General features: G+C 64.3%; 18 protein-coding genes and 1 tRNA gene. 11 read left to right on the plus strand and 8 right to left on the minus strand.

Annotated elements, in window-relative coordinates; genetic code table 11:
* Positions 1 to 467: 467 nt before the first annotated feature.
* From rpsA to aroA, 3 genes are all read right to left on the minus strand, one after another.
* Positions 468 to 2177 (minus strand): 30S ribosomal protein S1, encoded by a 1710-nt coding sequence (rpsA, locus tag ACVW1B_RS34695; protein WP_028337539.1) that lies wholly within the window; start codon positions 2175 to 2177, stop codon positions 468 to 470.
* A 394-nt stretch (positions 2178 to 2571) separates the two neighbouring features.
* Positions 2572 to 3201 (minus strand): (d)CMP kinase, encoded by a 630-nt coding sequence (gene cmk, locus ACVW1B_RS34700; protein WP_057020410.1) that lies wholly within the window; start codon positions 3199 to 3201, stop codon positions 2572 to 2574.
* Positions 3198 to 4535 (minus strand): 3-phosphoshikimate 1-carboxyvinyltransferase, encoded by a 1338-nt coding sequence (gene aroA / locus ACVW1B_RS34705; RefSeq protein WP_253588355.1) that lies wholly within the window; start codon positions 4533 to 4535, stop codon positions 3198 to 3200. Before aroA ends, cmk begins: the two co-directional genes overlap by 4 nt.
* 145 nt (positions 4536 to 4680) lie before the next feature.
* Between aroA and ACVW1B_RS34710 the strand changes: the two genes are divergently transcribed.
* The 3 genes from ACVW1B_RS34710 to ACVW1B_RS34720 all read left to right on the plus strand — a co-directional run bounded on the left by ACVW1B_RS34710 (position 4681) and on the right by ACVW1B_RS34720 (position 5756).
* Complete coding sequence (locus ACVW1B_RS34710) at positions 4681 to 5088, plus strand: TIGR02300 family protein (RefSeq protein WP_057020408.1); 408 nt, start codon at positions 4681 to 4683, stop codon at positions 5086 to 5088.
* A gap of 95 nt (positions 5089 to 5183) precedes the next feature.
* Positions 5184 to 5259: transfer RNA gene (locus tag ACVW1B_RS34715), tRNA-Ala, on the plus strand.
* A gap of 257 nt (positions 5260 to 5516) precedes the next feature.
* The gene (locus ACVW1B_RS34720; protein WP_225642551.1) at positions 5517 to 5756 is read left to right on the plus strand and encodes a GIY-YIG nuclease family protein; all 240 of its coding nucleotides are present in this window, start codon (positions 5517 to 5519) and stop codon (positions 5754 to 5756) included.
* Between the two features lie 15 nt (positions 5757 to 5771).
* Here the strand turns inward: ACVW1B_RS34720 and ACVW1B_RS34725 are convergent, their stop codons facing one another.
* Positions 5772 to 6233 carry a MarR family winged helix-turn-helix transcriptional regulator gene (locus tag ACVW1B_RS34725; protein ID WP_057020441.1) on the minus strand — a complete coding sequence of 154 codons (462 nt, stop codon included), beginning with the start codon at positions 6231 to 6233 and terminating at the stop codon, positions 5772 to 5774.
* A gap of 168 nt (positions 6234 to 6401) precedes the next feature.
* On the opposite strand from ACVW1B_RS34725, the gene ACVW1B_RS34730 reads away from it, so the two are divergent.
* The 8 genes from ACVW1B_RS34730 to ACVW1B_RS34765 all read left to right on the plus strand — a co-directional run bounded on the left by ACVW1B_RS34730 (position 6402) and on the right by ACVW1B_RS34765 (position 13715).
* Positions 6402 to 6827 (plus strand): organic hydroperoxide resistance protein, encoded by a 426-nt coding sequence (locus ACVW1B_RS34730; RefSeq protein ID WP_026192038.1) that lies wholly within the window; start codon positions 6402 to 6404, stop codon positions 6825 to 6827.
* A gap of 190 nt (positions 6828 to 7017) precedes the next feature.
* Positions 7018 to 8223, plus strand: a complete 1206-nt coding sequence (locus tag ACVW1B_RS34735) for a CaiB/BaiF CoA transferase family protein (protein WP_076833791.1) — start codon at positions 7018 to 7020, stop codon at positions 8221 to 8223.
* 290 nt (positions 8224 to 8513) lie between these two features.
* Positions 8514 to 9830 (plus strand): sn-glycerol-3-phosphate ABC transporter substrate-binding protein UgpB, encoded by a 1317-nt coding sequence (gene ugpB, locus ACVW1B_RS34740; RefSeq protein WP_253605799.1) that lies wholly within the window; start codon positions 8514 to 8516, stop codon positions 9828 to 9830.
* Positions 9831 to 9987: 157 nt separating this feature from the next.
* Complete coding sequence (gene ugpA, locus ACVW1B_RS34745) at positions 9988 to 10869, plus strand: sn-glycerol-3-phosphate ABC transporter permease UgpA (RefSeq protein WP_225161440.1); 882 nt, start codon at positions 9988 to 9990, stop codon at positions 10867 to 10869.
* Positions 10869 to 11717, plus strand: a complete 849-nt coding sequence (gene ugpE, locus ACVW1B_RS34750) for a sn-glycerol-3-phosphate ABC transporter permease UgpE (protein WP_253605798.1) — start codon at positions 10869 to 10871, stop codon at positions 11715 to 11717. The genes ugpA and ugpE overlap by 1 nt, the downstream gene beginning before the upstream one ends.
* Positions 11717 to 12799 carry a sn-glycerol-3-phosphate import ATP-binding protein UgpC gene (locus ACVW1B_RS34755; RefSeq protein WP_253605796.1) on the plus strand — a complete coding sequence of 361 codons (1083 nt, stop codon included), beginning with the start codon at positions 11717 to 11719 and terminating at the stop codon, positions 12797 to 12799. The genes ugpE and ACVW1B_RS34755 overlap by 1 nt, the downstream gene beginning before the upstream one ends.
* A 170-nt stretch (positions 12800 to 12969) precedes the next feature.
* Positions 12970 to 13395, plus strand: coding sequence for an Hsp20 family protein (locus ACVW1B_RS34760; RefSeq protein WP_021082592.1), 426 nt, complete (start codon positions 12970 to 12972; stop codon positions 13393 to 13395).
* A gap of 50 nt (positions 13396 to 13445) precedes the next feature.
* Positions 13446 to 13715 carry a BQ00720 family protein gene (locus tag ACVW1B_RS34765; protein WP_016843536.1) on the plus strand — a complete coding sequence of 90 codons (270 nt, stop codon included), beginning with the start codon at positions 13446 to 13448 and terminating at the stop codon, positions 13713 to 13715.
* Positions 13716 to 13794: 79 nt separating this feature from the next.
* Here ACVW1B_RS34765 and ACVW1B_RS34770 read toward each other — a convergent pair whose 3' ends face one another.
* From ACVW1B_RS34770 to ACVW1B_RS34785, 4 genes are all read right to left on the minus strand, one after another.
* Positions 13795 to 14142, minus strand: a complete 348-nt coding sequence (locus ACVW1B_RS34770) for a DUF6665 family protein (protein ID WP_253605794.1) — start codon at positions 14140 to 14142, stop codon at positions 13795 to 13797.
* 106 nt (positions 14143 to 14248) lie between these two features.
* On the minus strand, positions 14249 to 15781 hold the full coding sequence (locus tag ACVW1B_RS34775) for an AMP-binding protein (RefSeq protein WP_253605792.1): 1533 nt from the start codon (positions 15779 to 15781) through the stop codon (positions 14249 to 14251).
* 124 nt (positions 15782 to 15905) lie between these two features.
* Entirely contained in the window at positions 15906 to 17036 is a 1131-nt protein-coding gene (locus ACVW1B_RS34780; protein ID WP_253605790.1) for a DUF5938 domain-containing protein, read from the minus strand.
* Positions 17037 to 17072: 36 nt separating this feature from the next.
* Positions 17073 to 17876: an SDR family NAD(P)-dependent oxidoreductase gene (locus ACVW1B_RS34785; RefSeq protein WP_092081097.1), complete on the minus strand. Its 804-nt coding sequence runs from the start codon at positions 17874 to 17876 to the stop codon at positions 17073 to 17075.
* Positions 17877 to 18061 lie beyond the last annotated feature (185 nt).

Raw genomic sequence — 18061 nt, forward strand, 5'->3', positions numbered from 1 at the left:
CCGATCTCTCCAGAAATGGTCAGCGCGCAATCCGCGCGTTTTGCAGTCGCAGCGTCACTATCAGCTTAGCCAAATACATCAATTGCGACGCAATATGAAGAAAACAAGGCCCGGTATTCGGAGGCACTCGTAGCCCGGGTGCACGTGCGCTTCATCCCAGCCGCGCCCTAACCTCCCCTTGAAAAGGGGAGGTCGCTTTGCTCGCCAGAGCAAAGCGGGTGGGGATCAGCTCTCTCCATGAGCAGCATCGCCTGTGGCTGACCCCCATCCCGTCCTTCCCCCTTTCAGGGGGAAGGGGAAGACAAATCCGTAGCCCGGATGAAGCGAAGCGTAATCCGGGAGGCTTCAGCAGCACGGATAGAAAGTCCCGGATTTCGCTTCGCTTCATCCGGGCCACGGATGCCCCAAAGCAAAGGGCCCCGGCTTGCGCCGGGGCCCCGATTGTTCGCCTCAAATCGCGCGAACGCTTACTTGTCGGTGCCGCGGTTCTTCAGCGCGGTGCCGAGGATATCGCCAAGCGTCGCACCCGAATCGGAGGAGCCGTACTGCGCGATGGCTTCCTTCTCTTCGGCGACTTCCAGCGCCTTGATCGAGACCTGCACCTTGCGGGCCTTCTTGTCGAACTGGATGACGCGGGCATCGACTTTCTCGCCGACGGCGAAGCGCTCGGCGCGCTGGTCGTTGCGGTCGCGGGCCAGCTCGGACCGCTTGATGAAGGTGGTGAACTCGGTGCCCGAAATCCGGACCTCGATGCCGCTCTCCTTCACTTCGAGCACTTCGCAGGTCACGACCGCGCCCTTCTTGACGTCGCCCGGCTCGGCGAAGGGGTCGCCTTCGAGCTGCTTGACGCCGAGCGAGATGCGCTCCTTCTCGACATCGACATCGAGCACCACGGCCTTGACCATGTCGCCCTTCTTGAAGTTGTCGATGACCTGCTCGCCCGGAAGCTTCCAGTCGAGGTCGGAGAGGTGGACCATGCCGTCGACATCGCCCTCGAGACCCAGGAACAGACCGAACTCGGTCTTGTTCTTGACCTCGCCCTCGACCACCGAACCGACCGGGAACTTCTCGACGAAGACTTCCCAGGGATTGCGCATGGTCTGCTTGAGACCGAGCGAGATCCGGCGCTTGACCGAATCCACTTCCAGCACCTGCACTTCGACTTCCTGCGAGGTCGAAACGATCTTGCCGGGGTGCATGTTCTTCTTGGTCCACGACATCTCGGAGACGTGGATCAGGCCTTCGATGCCCGGCTCGAGCTCGACGAACGCGCCGTAGTCGGTGATGTTGGTGACGCGGCCGGTGAAGCGGGCACCCAGCGGGTACTTGCCTTCGATGCCCTGCCACGGATCATCCAAGAGCTGCTTCATGCCGAGCGAGATGCGGTGCGTCTCGTGGTTGATCTTGATGATCTTGACCTTCACGGTCTGGCCGATGGTCAGCACCTCGGTCGGGTGGTTGACGCGGCGCCAGGCGATATCGGTCACGTGCAGCAGGCCGTCGATGCCGCCGAGATCAACGAACGCACCGTAATCGGTGATGTTCTTGACCACGCCGTCGATCACCTGACCCTCTTCGAGGTTCTGCACCAGCTCCTGGCGCTGCTCGGCGCGGGTCTCTTCGAGAACCGTGCGGCGCGACACCACGATGTTGCCGCGGCGGCGGTCCATCTTGAGGATCTGGAACGGCTGCGAATTGTTCATCAGCGGCGCAACGTCGCGGATCGGACGAATGTCGACCTGCGAGCGCGGCAGGAAGGCCACCGCACCGTCGAGGTCGACCGTGAAGCCGCCCTTGACCTGGTTGAAGATGACGCCGTTGACCTTTTCGTTGTTCTGGAACGCCTTCTCGAGCTTGCCCCAGCTTTCCTCGCGGCGCGCCTTGTCGCGCGACAGCACGGCTTCGCCGAGCGCATTCTCGATACGGTCGAGGAACACCTCGACTTCGTCACCGACCTTGAGATCGCTTTCACGGCCGGGGCCGGCGAATTCGCGCAGCGCAACGCGACCTTCGGTCTTCAGGCCGACGTCGATGACGGCCATGTCCTTCTCAATTGCAACCACCTTGCCCTTGATGACCGAGCTTTCCTGCAAATTGCCGCCGGCAAAGGACTCATCAAGCATCGCCGCGAAGTCATCGCGGGTGGGAGTATAGGAAGACGCAGAATTCGAAACCATTTGTTCTCCAGATGCGGGATCTCGCCGGCCGTTCGGGTTGATGGGCGCACCGTGCGTGAAGTGTCGGGGTTCCGCAAACCCTGACGACCGCTCATTGCAGGAGGTGCAACAGCGGGCCGGCAGCAAGACTGCACGTTCGGTACGTATGATTGATCCGGAGCCTGAAACGAAAATATCGACTGCAAGACCTGGGAGCGGGCGTTCCTCCAGATGCGGCGTTGGTTTCGTTTGAGGAATAGTTCAAACCCATCGCCGGCCCGCTCAGACACGGCCTCGACATCGTCGATGCTGCTCCGAACGGCGCTGATATAGCCCTGCATGCGACTTTCGGCAAGCAGGAAATGCCCCATTTTGCTGGGTTTTCGGGCCGAAAGCGACGCGACGGCCCGCGATTCTAGCGCCTGGCGCGCGCGGCCTCGACGATGGCGATGGCGGCACGGACGCCGGCCTCGATGTCCAGATTTGAATTGTCCAGCGTGTGGGCGTCCGGAGCCGGCCGCAAGGGTGCAATCGCCCGGTTCTTGTCCCGCTCGTCGCGCTTGAGGATGTCGGCGAGCACCGCCTCTTCGTCGGCGTCCTCGCCGCGGGCGCGCGCCTCCAGCGTGCGCCGCCGTGCTCGCACGCGGGGGTCGGCGACCACGAAGATCTTCACGTCGGCATCGGGGCAGATCACGGTGCCGATGTCACGTCCGTCCAGCACCGCACCGGGCGGATCGGCGGCGAACTGGCGCTGAAAATTCACCAGCACCTCGCGAACCTGCGGAATCGCCGACACCACGGAGGCGGCATCGCCGACCTTCTGGGTCTTCAGGATCGGATTGCCGAACTTTTCGGGGTCGAGCTCGAGCGCCGCGGCCACGGCCAGCACCTCGTTGCTGAGCTCGGCACCAGCTTGAATCATCGCATAGGCCACCGCACGGTAGATCACGCCGGTGTCGAGATGACGATAGCCGTAGTGGTGGGCGAGCCGCTTGCCGAGCGTGCCCTTGCCCGAGGCGGCGGGTCCGTCGATGGCGATGATCATGCGAAATCAGCTCCGAGCGCGCGCATCATCGGGATGAAATCCGGAAAACTGGTGGCGATGAAGGCGGTATCGTCGATTTTCACCGGCCGATCGGAGGCGCAGCCCATCACCAGCGCCGACATCGCGATGCGGTGATCCATATGCGTGGCAACGAGGCCGCCGCCTGGAACATGGCCGCGGCCCTCGACGATCAGATCGTCGCCGGAGACCTCGACCTTGACGCCGTTGACCCGCAGCATGTCGGCGGTGGCTTCAAGGCGGTCGGATTCCTTGACGCGCAGCTCCTGCAGGCCGCGCATGATCGTGGTGCCCTCGGCGAAGGCGGCCGCGACCGCCAGCACCAGATACTCGTCGATCATCGACGGCGCGCGCTCCGGCGGCACTTCGACACCCTTCAGCTTCGAGGCGCGCACACGCAGCTGCGCCATCGGCTCGCCGGCATCGCCGCGCACATCGCTCTCCTCGATCGAGGCGCCCATCTCGCGCAGCGTGGTGAACAGGCCGGTGCGCAGCGGATTGGTCATCACGTCTGAGAACACGACATCGGACCCTTCGACGATCAGTGCGGCCACGATCGGGAATGACGCGGAGGACGGATCGGCGGGCACCACGACGTTGGCGCCGTGCAGCTCGGGCTCGCCGTGCAGCGAGATTCGCCTGCCGTGGCTGCCTTCCTGCTCGGAGGATATCTCGGCGCCGAAATGCTTCAGCATTAGCTCGGTGTGGTCGCGGCTTGCCTCCTGCTCGATCACCGTCGTGATGCCGGGCGCGGAGAGCCCCGCCAGCAACACCGCGGACTTGATCTGGGCCGAGGCGACCGGCGTCTTGTAGACGATCGGCACCGGATAGCGGGCGCCGTGCAGGGTGAGCGGCAGCCGGCCGCCCTCCCTTATGTCGCTGGTTCGGGCGCCCATCAGCTCCAGCGGGTCGAGGATGCGGCGCATCGGCCGCGAGCGCAGCGAGGCGTCGCCGTCGAAAATGGCGGCGATCGGGCAACCGGCCACCGCGCCCATCACCAGCCGGCAGCCGGTGCCGGAGTTGCCGAAATCGAGCGGCGCGGCAGGCTGGGCGAAGCCGCCGACCCCGACGCCGGACACCGACCAGGTAAACGGCGCCGTCCGCTCCACTTTGGCGCCGAGCGCGCGCATGGATTTGGCGGTATTGAGGACGTCCTCGCCCTCCAGGAGGCCGGAAATGCGGGTTTCGCCGACCGAAAGCGCCCCCAGGATCAGGGCGCGGTGGGAAATCGATTTGTCGCCGGGAACGCGGACCGTGCCGGCCAGGGGGCCGCACGCGCGCGATTCCAGCGAGGTCGGGGTGTCAGAATGGGCCAAGATTGTGTCCTCTCGCGTCGCGGCAGGTATCACATAGGCAACACCGCGTCACGCGCCCGTCAAATGCGCGCAGACCGCTATTGACAGCGGCTCCTCAACTAGCCAAGTGAAGCTCCGTTTTTCAGGAAAATTCTGGGATTACCACGTGGCCAAGTCCGAGCTCGGAACCAAGCGCATTTGCCCGACCACGGGCAAGAAGTTCTACGACCTCAACAAGAATCCGGTGATCTCGCCCTATACCGGCGAAGTCGTGCCGATCGCGCCGATCGCCCCGCCGCGGGGCCGTGGCGCCACCGTCAGTTCGCCTGCGACCGCAGCCGACATGCCGGAGCCCGCCGAGGCCGAGGAGATGGTCTCGCTCGAGGAGGCCGATGCCGAGGAGAACACCGGGAAGGTCAAGGCCCAGGTTCCCGAATCCGAGGACGATATCGAGGTCGATGAGACCATCGACGACGATGACGACGACGATTCGACCTTCATCGCCGACGAGGAAGAGGGCGATGAGGACGTCACCGACATCATTGGTGACGTCGGAGGCGACGAAGAGACTTGAGATCGGCGCCGATCTATGATCAACGGTGCTGCCGCGCGAGTCGTCCAGGCCGCGCGGACCGGGATCGATCCCCCAGGATCATCCCAACTGGATAAGGGGCCATAGCTCAGCTGGGAGAGCGCTTGCATGGCATGCAAGAGGTCGGCGGTTCGATCCCGCCTGGCTCCACCACGCTTCGCCCTTCGGGCTACGCGTGGCGCAGCCACGAGTTGCCTGAAGGGCGAAGCGTGGTGTCCGGCGTAGCCCGAAGGGCGAAGACGGACTGGATCAACTAGCCGACTTATCTTATCAGTAACTGCGATGCGCCACTGGTACGCGTGGCGCAGCCACGAGTTGCCTGAAGGGCGAAGCGTGGTGTCCGGCGTAGCCCGAAGGGCGAAGACGGACCGCCAAGGTCCTGTTGCCCGTCCGGCCATCCGTGGATGCGAATGTGGTACGTCTACATCATCCGCAGCATCAACTTCCCTGATCAAGAATATGTCGGCGCGACCGAAGATCTGAAGCGCCGGATTCCTGAGCACAACGCCGGCAAATCGGCGCACACCTCAAAATTTATGCCGTGGGAATTGGTCTGGTACTGCGCATTTCCCGACAAGTATAAAGCGTTGGCCTTCGAGAAATATCTCAAATCCCACTCCGGCCGCGCCTTCGCCAAGAAGCGCCTCTAACCGCCCCGACCGCCCCTACTCCCCCAGCACCGCATTCAGCCGGTCGCGCAGCGCGACGATCTCGTCCTTCATCGCCATCAGTTCGCCGACGGTGCAGTCCGAGGCCGCGAGGATCGACTGCGGCACAGCCTTGGCCTTTTCGCGCAGCGCGTGGCCCTGCGGCGTCAGCGCGATCAGCACCACCCGCTCGTCCGCGGTGCTGCGGGTCCGTTTGATCAACTCCGCCGCCTCCAGCCGCTTCAAGAGCGGCGTCAACGTGCCGGAATCCAGGAACAGGCGCTCGCCGAGGTCCTTCACCGCCACGTCGTCGCGCTCCCACAGCGCCAGCATCACGAGATACTGCGGATAGGTCAGCCCGAGCCGGTCGAGCAGCGGCTTGTAGACGCGGTTGAAGGCGTGCGCGGTCGAATAGACCGCAAAGCAGATCTGATTGTCGAGCCGCAGCGCCTGATCCGCGGCCGTCGGTTTCCTGGCCATGATTCCCATCGAATCCATCTCGTTTCCGGGTCATTCTGGGCTCACGGGACCGCGGATTCAATTGCGAACAATTAAATGTGAGACCGCATATTTTATATTGTGCGCAATCTATTTGCGTGCAATACATGTGTCATCGAATTCAAGCCCAACCCACCAAGGGAGACCACGATGTCTGTGAACGTGCTCTACAAGACCAGCGCCAAGGCAACCGGCGGCCGCGACGGCCATGCGGCGACGCTTGACGGCGCACTCGACGTCAAGCTCACGACCCCGAAGGAGCTCGGTGGCGGCGGCGGTGCCGGCAACAATCCGGAGCAGCTGTTCGCGGCCGGCTATGCCGCCTGCTTCATCGGCGCGATGAAGTTCGTGGCCTCGCAGGGCGGCCCCAAGGTTCCCGCCGACGCCTCGGTGACCTCGACGGTCGGCATCGGCCCGCGCTCGGAAGGCGGCTTCGGCCTCGCCGTCGAGCTCGCGGTGTCGCTGCCCGGCCTTGCGCGCAACGATGCCGAAGCGCTGGTCGAGAAGGCCCACCAGGTGTGCCCCTATTCCAACGCGACCCGCGGCAATGTCGACGTCAAGCTGAGCGTCGTCTAATTCCACATCACGCAATGGTCCGCCGCAACACGTGGCGGACCATTGCTCTTTCAGCGGCTGGTTCGCTTGGCGAACGCATGCGCCGCCTGCTGCATGGGCCTGCGCCGACGGAAGCATTGCTGGGTCGGCTGAAGACCGTTAGCTCTGGGACCCTCGTTTATCTGATCCCAACTGAGCGAAGGTTGTTTCCATGAATACCCCAGCGGCTACGGGCGCGATGACCGGCCTGCGCGTGATCGATCTGACGCGCGTGCTCGGCGGTCCGTATTGCACCCAGATTCTTGCCGACCACGGCGCCGACGTGATCAAGGTCGAGCCGCCCGCCGGCGACGAGGTGCGAGACTGGGGTCCTCCCTTCCACGAAGAAGACGCGGCCTATTTCGTCGGCATCAACCGCAACAAGCGCTCGATCGGCCTCGACCTCGCTTCCGAGGGCGGACGCGCGGTGCTGATGAAGATGCTCGAGACCGCCGACGTGCTGATCGAGAATTTCAAGCCGGGCACGCTCGACAAATGGGGCATCGGCAACGACGTGCTGCGCGCGAAATTTCCGCGCCTCGTGCATTGCCGGATCTCCGGCTTCGGCGCCGACGGCCCGCGCGGCGGCAATCCCGGCTATGACGCGATCATCCAGGCGATGACCGGCATGATCGCGGCGACCGGCTCGCCGGAGAGCGGCCCGATGCGGATCGGCGTGCCGCTGGTCGACATCACCACCGGGCTCTACGCCACGATCGGCATCCTGATGGCGCTGTCGGAGCGGCAGCGCTCGGGGCTCGGCCAGTTCATCGAGACGACGCTGTACGAGACCGGGCTCGCGATCATGCACCCGCACACCGCGAACTACTTCATGCACGGCAAGCCGCCGTCGCTCACCGGCAACGAGCATCCCAACCTCGTGCCGTACGCGATCTTCCCGACCAAGACCGACAACATCTTCATCGGCGTCGGCAATGACGGAACCTTCCGCAAGCTCGCCAAGGAGATCGGCAAGCCCGAGCTCGGCACCGACCCGCGCTTTGCCCGCAACAAGGACCGCATCGCCAACCGCGATGCGCTCCGCGTCGAGCTGGCAGCGGTGTTCAGCCAGCACGAGGCCGAGCCGCTGTGCAACCGGCTGCTCGCCGCCGGCCTGCCGGCCGGCCCGGTGCAGAAGATCGACCAGGCGCTGACCAACCCGCACACCATCCATCGCGGCGACGTCATCGAGAAGGATTGGTACAAGGGCGTCGCCTCGCCGATCCGCCTCGAACGCACCAAGCCGAACCTGCGCCGCACGCCGCCGAAGTTCAGCCAGCACGCCGCGGAAGTGCTCGGCGAGTTCGGCTACTCGAAGGACGAGATCAACGGCCTGGTTGAAAAGGGCGTGGTCTGCGGTCCCCAGCGCAAGCGCTAAAGGCGTTTTCGAGCCTGTCCCGCACGTGATGCGGGATGGGCACCGGTTCGCGTCAGGACAAAGCTGGAGCGTCGGCCCGTATCGAACCGGCCGACACATCAGCACTGCGGTGCAACGTCGCGTTTGGCGCTGCACCGCACGGAGCCGGCTGCGGTCTTCGCCTTTTTTACCGCTTCCCTTCGCTTCGGCTTCCCCCCTACCATGACTTTCGTTTATACGGTCATTTGAACGTCATCCGGCGCTGATAACGCGCGCAACGAAAGATGATGTTCCAATTGGGAGGGGTTTTGATGTTCTTTCGACGACTAGGCGCTGCCGCGGCAGCCGCTGCCGCGCTTGCATTCGCGTCGCCCGCGTTCGCGGTGACCGAGATCCAGTGGTGGCACGCGATGACCGGCGCCAACAACGACGTCATCGTCAAGCTGGCCAACGACTTCAACGCCTCGCAATCCGACTACAAGGTGATCCCGACCTACAAGGGCGGCTACGCCGACACCATGAACGCCGGCATCGCCGCGTTCCGCGCCGGCAACGCGCCGCATATCATGCAGGTGTTCGAGGTCGGCACCGCGACGATGATGGCCGCCACCGGCGCCGTCAAACCGGTCTACAAGCTGATGGCCGACGCCGGCGAGAAGTTCGATCCGGGCGTCTATCTGCCCGCGATCACCGGCTACTACTCGACCTCCAAGGGCGAGATGCTGTCGTTCCCCTTCAACTCGTCGTCGACGGTGATGTGGATCAATCTCGATGCGCTGAAGAAGGCCAACATCGCCGAGATTCCGAAAACCTGGCCGCAAGTGTTCGACGACGCCAAGAAGCTGAAGGCAGCCGGCTATAACACCTGCGGCTTCTCCGGCTCGTGGGTCACCTGGGTCAATCTCGAACAGCTCTCGGCCTGGCACAATGTGCCGCTCGCCAGCAAGGCCAACGGCCTCGACGGCTTCGACACCGTGCTCGAATTCAACGGCCCGCTGCAGGTCAAGCATCTCGAGAACCTCGTCGAGCTGCAGAAGGACAAGACCTACGACTATGCCGGTCGCACCAACACCGGCGAAGGCCGCTTCACCTCGGGCGAATGCCCGATCTACCTGACCTCTTCGGCCTTCTTCGGCAACGTCAAGGCGCAGGCCAAGTTCAACTTCACCGCGGCGCCGATGCCGTATTATCCCGACGCCAAGGGCGCGCCGCAGAACTCGATCATCGGCGGCGCCTCGCTCTGGGTGATGGGCGGCAAGTCGGCCGAGGAATACAAGGGCGTGGCCAAGTTCCTGACCTTCCTCTCGGACACCGATCGCCAAATCTGGATCCACAAGGCCTCGGGCTATCTGCCGATCACCAAGGCCGCCTATGCCAAGGCCAAGGAAGAAGGCTTCTACAAGGACCAGCCCTATCTCGAGACCCCGCTGCTCGAGCTCACCAACAAGGAGCCGACCGCGAATTCCCGCGGCCTGCGCCTCGGCAACATGGTGCAGCTGCGCGACATGTGGTCGGAGGAGATCGAGCAGGCGCTGGCCGGCAAGAAGACCGCCAAGCAGGCGCTGGACGCCGCCGTCGAGCGCGGCAACCAGATGCTGCGGCAGTTTGAAAAGACCGCCGTCCGCTGACATGATGCCTTCGGGCATGAACCGGACAAGCGCGAAGCGGTTTTCCACCATGCCCAGACGACAAGCTAAGGCGCGATGACGATCCAACCTCATCTCATCGCGCTTTAGGGCGATCAACCGGCGGGCCGCATCCGCGGCCTGCCCTTCTTCCGAGCCCATGCAAAAGCAAGCGATTTTCCAATCAAAGCTGTTGCCTTACGCGCTGGTTGCCCCGCAACTCGCGATCGTCCTGATCTTTTTCTACTGGCCGGCCGTACAGGCGGTGATCCAGTCCTTCCTGCTGCAGGACGCCTTCGGTCTCTCCACCAGCTTCGTCTGGTTCGAGAACTATCTCGAGCTGTTCAAGGAGCCGGCCTATTTCGCGGCGATCGTCCGGACCTTCGTGTTCTCGTTCGCGATCGCGGTCTCCTCGCTGTCCTTCGCGCTGCTGCTCGCTGTGATGGCTGACAGGCCGCTGCGCGGCTCGACGCTGTATCGCACGCTGCTGATCTGGCCCTATGCGGTGGCCCCGCCGGTGGTCGGCGTGCTCTGGGTGTTCATGCTGCACCCCTCGCTCGGCGTGCTGTCGCGCTATTTGCGCGCCATGGGCATCGACTGGAATCCGCTGCTCGACGGCGACCAGGCGGCGGCCCTGATCATCCTCGCCGCGGCCTGGAAGCAGATCTCCTACAATTTCCTGTTCTTCCTCGCCGGGCTGCAGAGCATCCCGAAAAGCGTGATCGAGGCCGCCGCGATCGACGGCGCCCGTCCGATGCGGCGGTTCTGGACCGTGATCTTCCCGCTGCTGTCGCCGACCATCTTCTTCCTCTTGGTCATCAACATCGTCTACGCCTTCTTCGACACCTTCGGCATCATCGACACCATGACCCGGGGCGGTCCCGGCAAGGCGACCGAGACGCTGGTCTACAAGGTCTATACGGACGGCCTGCTCGGCGGCAATCTCGGCTCGTCGGCGGCGCAGTCGGTCATCCTGATGGTCATCGTCGTCATGCTGACGGCGATCCAGTTCCGCTTCGTCGAGCGCAAGGTGACCTACTGATGGTCGAGGAAGAAGGCTTCCAGCGCTATCTGGCTCACGTCATCCTGTGGATCGGGATCGCGATCGTCGCCTTCCCGGTCTATCTCGCGCTGGTCGCCTCGACCCAGGACAACGCCGTCATCGCCAACGGCCAGATGTCGCTGCTGCCCGGCGGCCATTTCCTCCAGACCTACTACCAGACGCTGTTTGTCGGCACGAGCGGCTCGACCCGCGAGCCGGTGCTGAACATGATGCTGAACTCGCTGGTCATGGCGCTCTTGATTGCGGTCGGCAAAATCGCGATCTCGATCATCTCGGCCTACGCGATCGTGTATTTCCGGTTTCCGTTCCGGATGGCGATCTTCTGGATCATCTTCATCACGTTGATGCTGCCGGTCGAGGTACGCATCTATCCGACCTACAAGATCGTCGCTGATCTGCATCTGCTCGACAGTTATGCCGGCCTGTCGCTGCCGCTGATTGCGTCAGCCACCGCGACGCTGCTGTTCCGCCAGTTCTTCATGACCGTGCCGGATGAATTGCTGGAAGCTTCCCGCATCGACGGCGCAGGCCCGTTCCGCTTCTTCTGGGATACGCTGCTGCCGCTGTCGCGCACCAACATGGCCGCGCTGTTCGTGATCCTCTTCATCCTCGGCTGGAATCAATATCTCTGGCCGCTGTTGATCACGACGCGCGACGACATGCAGACCATCCAGGTCGGCATCCGCAAGATGATCACGACGACGGACGCGCTGACCGAATGGCCGATCGTGATGGCGACCGCGCTGCTCGCGATGCTGCCGCCGGTGTTCGTCGTCGTCGTGATGCAGAAACTGTTCGTGCGCGGATTGGTGGAGACGGAAAAGTAATGGCTAACGTCACGCTGCGCAGCGTCCGCAAGACCTATCCCGGCGGCTTCGAGGCCATCAAGGGCGTCAATGTCGACGTCGGCGACGGCCAGTTCTGCGTGCTGGTCGGCCCTTCCGGCTGCGGCAAGTCCACGCTGCTCCGCATGGTCGCGGGGCTCGAGACCATCACCGGCGGCGAGATCGACATCGGCGGCCGCGTCGTCAACCAGGTCGAGCCTGCCGATCGCGACATCGCGATGGTATTCCAGAACTACGCGCTCTATCCGCATATGAGCGTCTACAACAACATGGCCTACGGCCTGCGCAACCGGGGCATGGCCGAGGCCGAGATCAAGACCCGCGTCGAGGAAGCCGCGCGCGTCCTCGAGCTCTCGCCGATGCTGGAGCGCAAGCCGCGCCAGCTTTCCGGCGGCCAGCGCCAGCGCGTCGCGATGGGCCGCGCCATCGTGCGCCAACCGAAAGTGTTCCTGTTCGACGAGCCGCTGTCGAACCTCGACGCCAAGCTGCGCATCGCGATGCGGGTCGAGATCCGCAAGCTGCAGCGCCGGCTCAACACCACGTCGATCTACGTCACCCACGACCAGCTCGAGGCGATGACGCTCGCCGACATCCTCGTCGTCATGAACGGCGGGCAGGTCGAGCAGATCGGTAATCCCCTGGACATCTACCAGAAGCCGGCGACCACCTTCGTCGCCTCCTTCATCGGCGCGCCGCCGATGAACCTGATGCCGCTGCGCGCGGACGAGCTGAAGTCCCAGATCACGGGCGCCGACGGCGCCGGCATTGTCGGGATCCGGCCGGAGGATTTCGTGATCTCGAGCGAGACCAGATCCGGCTGCATCGCGCTTGGCCTTACGGTCGAGGCGATCGAGCATGTCGGCGCCGAGACCTTCGTCTATGGCAGCCGCCAGCGCGAGGAGCAGGGCGTTGCCGCCAATCCGGGCGAGCTGCCGCCGGGCGAGGTGATTGTCCGGGTTCCCGGCGTCTCGGGTCCCGCCATCGGCGAGCGGATCCGGGCCGTCGCCCCCCGCGACAAGCTGCATCTTTTTACCGCCGACGGCCGCAAGCGCGTCGGGGAGTAACCGATCGGGAAGAATTTACCCCCATGTTGCGGGCGTTTAAGCTGGTTTCGGGGCTGCTTGAACGCTATCCAGATCGCCCCCATATCCCTCACTGACCGGAGGCCAGACGGCCCGCCGGTTGCATGGGGCGCCGCAAGGGCCCCTCAAAGTCGCTTCGAGAGGACTTTGTAATGTCTCGTGTTCCATCGTTGTCCAGTCCGTTCCTTCTGGGATTCGACGAGATTGAGCGTGCGCTCGACCGCGTCGTGAAGGGCGCCGACGGCTATCCTCCGTATAACATCGAGCGGTGCGACCGTACCAACGGGCAGCCTGAACGGCTGCGCATCACGTTGGCGGTGGCGGGCTTCACCCGCGACCAACTCGATGTAACTATTGAGGAAAATCAGCTCGTCATCCGCGGCCGCCAGCAGGACGACAAGGCTCGGCAATACATCCATCGCGGCATCGCCGCGCGCCACTTCCAGCGCACCTTCGTGCTGGCGGAGGGGATGCAGGTGCTGGGCGCGGATCTGAAGAACGGGTTGTTGTCGATTGATCTGGCCAGGCCGGAACCTGAACGGGTCATTAAGACAATCGCTATCAATGAGCACGAATAATAGAAACAACGAGCGGACTCGACCGCTTATCTGACTGAGGAGTCGAGACCATGAGTGAACTGAGTACCACCACCATCGAATCCGAGAGCGTCACGCCGGAAGCGCTGGCCCATCTGGGCGAAGGTCATATCGCCTACGTGAAGCAGGTCCGCTCCGAGGACGTGCCGGATCTCTTTCCGCAAGCGCCGAAGATCGCGCCGGGCCTCAAGCTGTTCGCACTGCACGCCGCCGACGGCACGCCGATCATGCTGACCGACAGCCGCGAAGCCGCGGTCGCGAATGCGTGGAGCAACGAGCTGCAAGCCGTCAGCGTCCACTGACGCAAATCTACGGCTGAATTCAGCATCCGCGAATTCAATGCGCGGGCCTGCTTCGTCACCGAGGGGGCCTGCGCATTTTTTATGGCGATGAGGTCGACGTGGCGAGCATCGGGCCCATGCTGAGCTGCACCTCGCCGGGCACGTTGTAGTCGCGCATCAGCATGCGGTTGTTGCGCAGCCCGCACGCCTCCCGCTGCACCACGAACATCCAGAGCGCATGGCCGGCCTCCCGCACCAGGAGGCGCCGTGCCTGCTGTGTGGACGCAGGCGCTTCATCGCGCGGATGGGCGGCATCGAACTCGCGCAATTTGGCGAGCGCCTGTTCCAGCGCGCGACCCATGCGCCCGAGCGCACTCGCCCTCTCTTCGGCGAGCTCGTAAGCGAGAACGTCGACGGGAACGCGATCAAGGCGAAAATCGCGGGACATCAGTCATCCCTGGTTCGCACGCGCAATGTTGCGCGCGTCCGTCTTCCGGCGTCATCGGCTGGTTGTCAATACATGTTCAGGACAAGGCACTTTCGCGCGAAGCGGATCAGAACCGCGGCTCGAGCCGCGCGCGGATGTCCGGCTTCAGCACCTTGCCGACCTTGGAACGCGGAAGATCGTCCCAGACCTCGATCTGCTTCGGCGTCTTGATGCTGCCGATCTGCTGCTTGACGAAGGCGGCGAGCGCGGTCGCATCGACAGTGTGGCCGGCGCGCGGCTGCACCACGGCGACGATCCGCTCGCCCCATTTGTCGTCGGGCAATCCGATGACGGCGCAATCCTGCACCGCCTCGTGGGTGCGCAACGCGTTCTCGACCTCGATCGAATACACGTTGAAGCCGCCGGTGATGATCATGTCCTTGGCGCGATCGACGATATAGAGATAGCCGTCGCCGTCGATGTAGCCGATATCGCCGGTGTGGTGCCAGCCATGCGCCGAAGCCTCGCGCGTGGCCTCGGGGTTCCTGTAGTAGCCTTCCATGACAAGCGAACCGCGCACCACGATCTCGCCGCGCGATCCCGCCGGCAACAGCTTGCCGTCGCCATCCATGATGCCGGCCTGCACCAGCGGGCCGATCCGCCCGGCCGACGAGAGTCGCTCCATCGCGATGGTGCCGTCCGGATTGTAGTGATCGGCGGGCGGCATCATCGAGATCATCATCGGCGCCTCGGTCTGGCCGAACAGCTGCGCCATCGGACCGATCCGCCGCAGGGCTTCGGCGAGCCGCGTCGCCGAGATCGGTGCCGCGCCGTACCAGAAACATTGCAGCGAGCTGCGATCGGCCGCATCGAGCCCGGGATGATCGAGCAGCATGTAGATCACGGTCGGCGGCAGGAAGGTGTGGGTGACGCGGTAGCGCTCGATCAGCGCCAGGAACTCGCCGATGTCAGGTTGGTGCATGATCACGACGCGGCCGCCCAGCGTCATGATCGGGAAACAGAGCACGCCGGCGGCATGCGTCAGCGGCGCCAGCGCGAGATAAATCGGACGGCCCTTGAACGGATAGCCCATCAGGGTCAGCGCGGTCATCGCCTCGATGTTGCGTCCCGACAGCATCACGCCCTTCGGCTTGCCGGTGGTGCCGCCGGTGCCCGGGATCATCGCGAGATCGTCGATCGTGGCGCGCTGATGGACATCGTCAGTAAGCCCGTCGAGCCAGCGCTCGAACGACGGCGCGAACGGCAGCTCGGCGTCGAGACAGACCAGCGCGCGCAGCTTGGGCAGGTCCTGCCGGACAACTTCGACCATCGGCGCAAAGCTCGAATGAAACAGCAGCAGGCTGCAATCGAACTGATCGAGGATGAACTTGTTCTCAGGCGCCTCGTTGCGCGGATTGATCGGACACCACACGGCAGCCGCGCGCGAGATGCCGAACACGCAAGCGAAGGCGAGCGGATCGTTGCCGGACAGGATCGCGACCTTCTCGCCGGGAGCGATGCCCGACCGGTCGAGCCCGCGCGCGATGCGATAGCTCAGCCGCTGCACCTCGCCATAGCTGAGATCGCGGCCGTCCATCGTGAGACACGGCGCGTCGGCGCCGAGCGAGGCACCCTTGTCGAGATAATCGATGAAGCGCATGGCAGGTCTCGCGCAAGAGGCGGGTGACGCGCTACTGCGTCACCCGCGGAAGGTGCGTCTTCGAGCAAAACGAAAACGCTTCAGGGAACGGAGTGTCGAGCCCCGATCCGAGCGGGGCTCAAGCTCAATCATGCACGGTCAGAACCGGCTTGCCGACCAGGCCGAAACTGCGCAACTGCCCGAGCAGCTCGCGATGGCCGAACGCCTGACAGCCGGAGGCGAAGCCTAGGCGCTTTGGCGGCTGCTGCAGCAGGTGCGCGGCAGCATAGGCCTGCAGCATGCCGGTCTGCTTGTAGTTGCTGTTGCCGTAGATGACGCAGTGCGCGCGCCCCAGCGGGCCGGAGGCATACACCGAATCCAGCGACTTGTTGACGCGCGGATTCTCGCGTGGCGGCATGGTGTTCATCACGCCGGCAGCGGTCTGCGCCAGCGCGGCGTAGCGCTCGTCGGGCTTCATGTCCTTGGTCGCCTCCAGCGCCGCGGCGACGATCTGCGGCACGCCCAGCATCAGCGCGCGATTGAACACGCCGCCCAGCACCTTCACATTGGCGACGCGCGGATCTTGCTTGAACCACACCGGGTGCGAGGTGCCGCCCCAGGGCAGCGCCAGCGCCAGCTCGTGCTGGCCGGGGATGGCGAGGTTGTAGAGGCCGGCATCGGGCTGATGCTCGACGTACTTGTTCTGCTCCAGGTAGTACGCCTTGGCCATCGCGGCGTTGACCAGGATGGTCTGCGTCGAGGCGATGGTCGGGCTGCCGCCCCAGAACACGGCGATATCGAGCGTGTCGAGGCCGGGCGTTTCCAGGCACAGCTGCGCAGCGATCTCGCCGGTGGTGTACATCTGCGCGATGCCCGGCGCCAGCAGCAGGCCGGCATTGGCGAATTTCGTGCCAAACTCATGTTCGAGCGTGATCAGCCAGTCCTGCTCGCCGGTCGTATCCGTATAGTGGCACTTGGCAGCCAGGCAGGCCTGTACCACCTCGCCGCCGAACTTGGCGAAGGGGCCCACAGTGTTGAGCACCACCGAGGCGCCCTTGAACAATTCAGTCAGCGCGGCCACGGTGTGCGGCACCGACACGACCTCATAGTCGGCAGTCTCGATGCCGGCCACGTTCGACTTCATCGCGGCGTTGAGCTTCTCGGCGCTGCGGCCGGCGGCGATGAAGGGGATGTTGTACTCGCGCAGATATTCGCAGACCAGCCGGCCGGTATAGCCGGAAGCGCCATAGACGATGACGGGCTTCTTCTCGCTCATTGCGATCCTCCGAAATGCTTGTTGTCGGCTTTGTTGCTACATGCCCATGCCGCCATCGACCGGCAGGCCGATGCCGGTGATGAAGCGCGCATCGTTCGAGCACAGGAACACGGCGGCGTCGGCGATGTCGGAGACCTCCGCGAGCTTGCCGAGCGGCGTCTGCTCCACCACCGAGCCGACAGCGGCGTTGACGTCGGGCGCGAGACCGATCTTCACGATGTCGTTGGCGAGCTGCAGGCCCATGTCGGTCGGGATCAGGCCGGGATAGATGCAGTTGACGCGCACGCCATAGCCGAGCTTGCCGGCTTCCATCGCGCCGACCCGCGTCATGCGGTCGACCGCGGATTTGGTGCCGGAATAGACCGCGATGCTCGGGAAGGCGATCGTCGCCGCGACCGAAGCGATGTTGACGACCGCGCCGCCCTTGCCCGCGGCGCCGCCCGGCCGCATCGCACGGAAGGCGTGCTTCATGCCGAGCACGGTGCCGACGATGTTGACGTCGCACATGCGGCGCGCATCCTCGGCCTTGATGTCGGCGACCAGCGAGGTGATCTCGATGCCGGCATTGTTGATCAGGATGTCGAAGCCGCCGAGGGTTTCGACCGTCGCTGCGGCGGCCCGCTCCCATTGCCCATCGTCGGTGACGTCGAGCTTGACGAAGCCGGTCTTGACCCCGGCCTTGGCGATCTCGGCAGCACTGCCCTCGCCGGCGTCGTCGAGAATATCGCCGATCATCACCGCGGCGCCGGACCGCGCCAATGCCTGCGCGATCGCCGCGCCAATCCCCCGGGCGCCGCCGGTGACCAGGGCTTTCCTGCCTTCAAGGCTCTTCCCACTCATGACGTAGTCCTCCCTTTGCTTGGTGATTTGATCGGCGTGCCGTTGGCCGCGGCAGGATGGGCCGGCGGTCTGCGCATTCTGGGTGCACTGGTGGTGGCGGCCGGCGTCAGCGGGGGCGCAGCGTTGGCGCGCCCGGCGGCGGTGCATCTCCTCCTGTTTCTCGATTGGTCAGCCGTCTTGACGGT

It is taken from the genome of Bradyrhizobium sp. USDA 4502 (assembly GCF_054063355.1).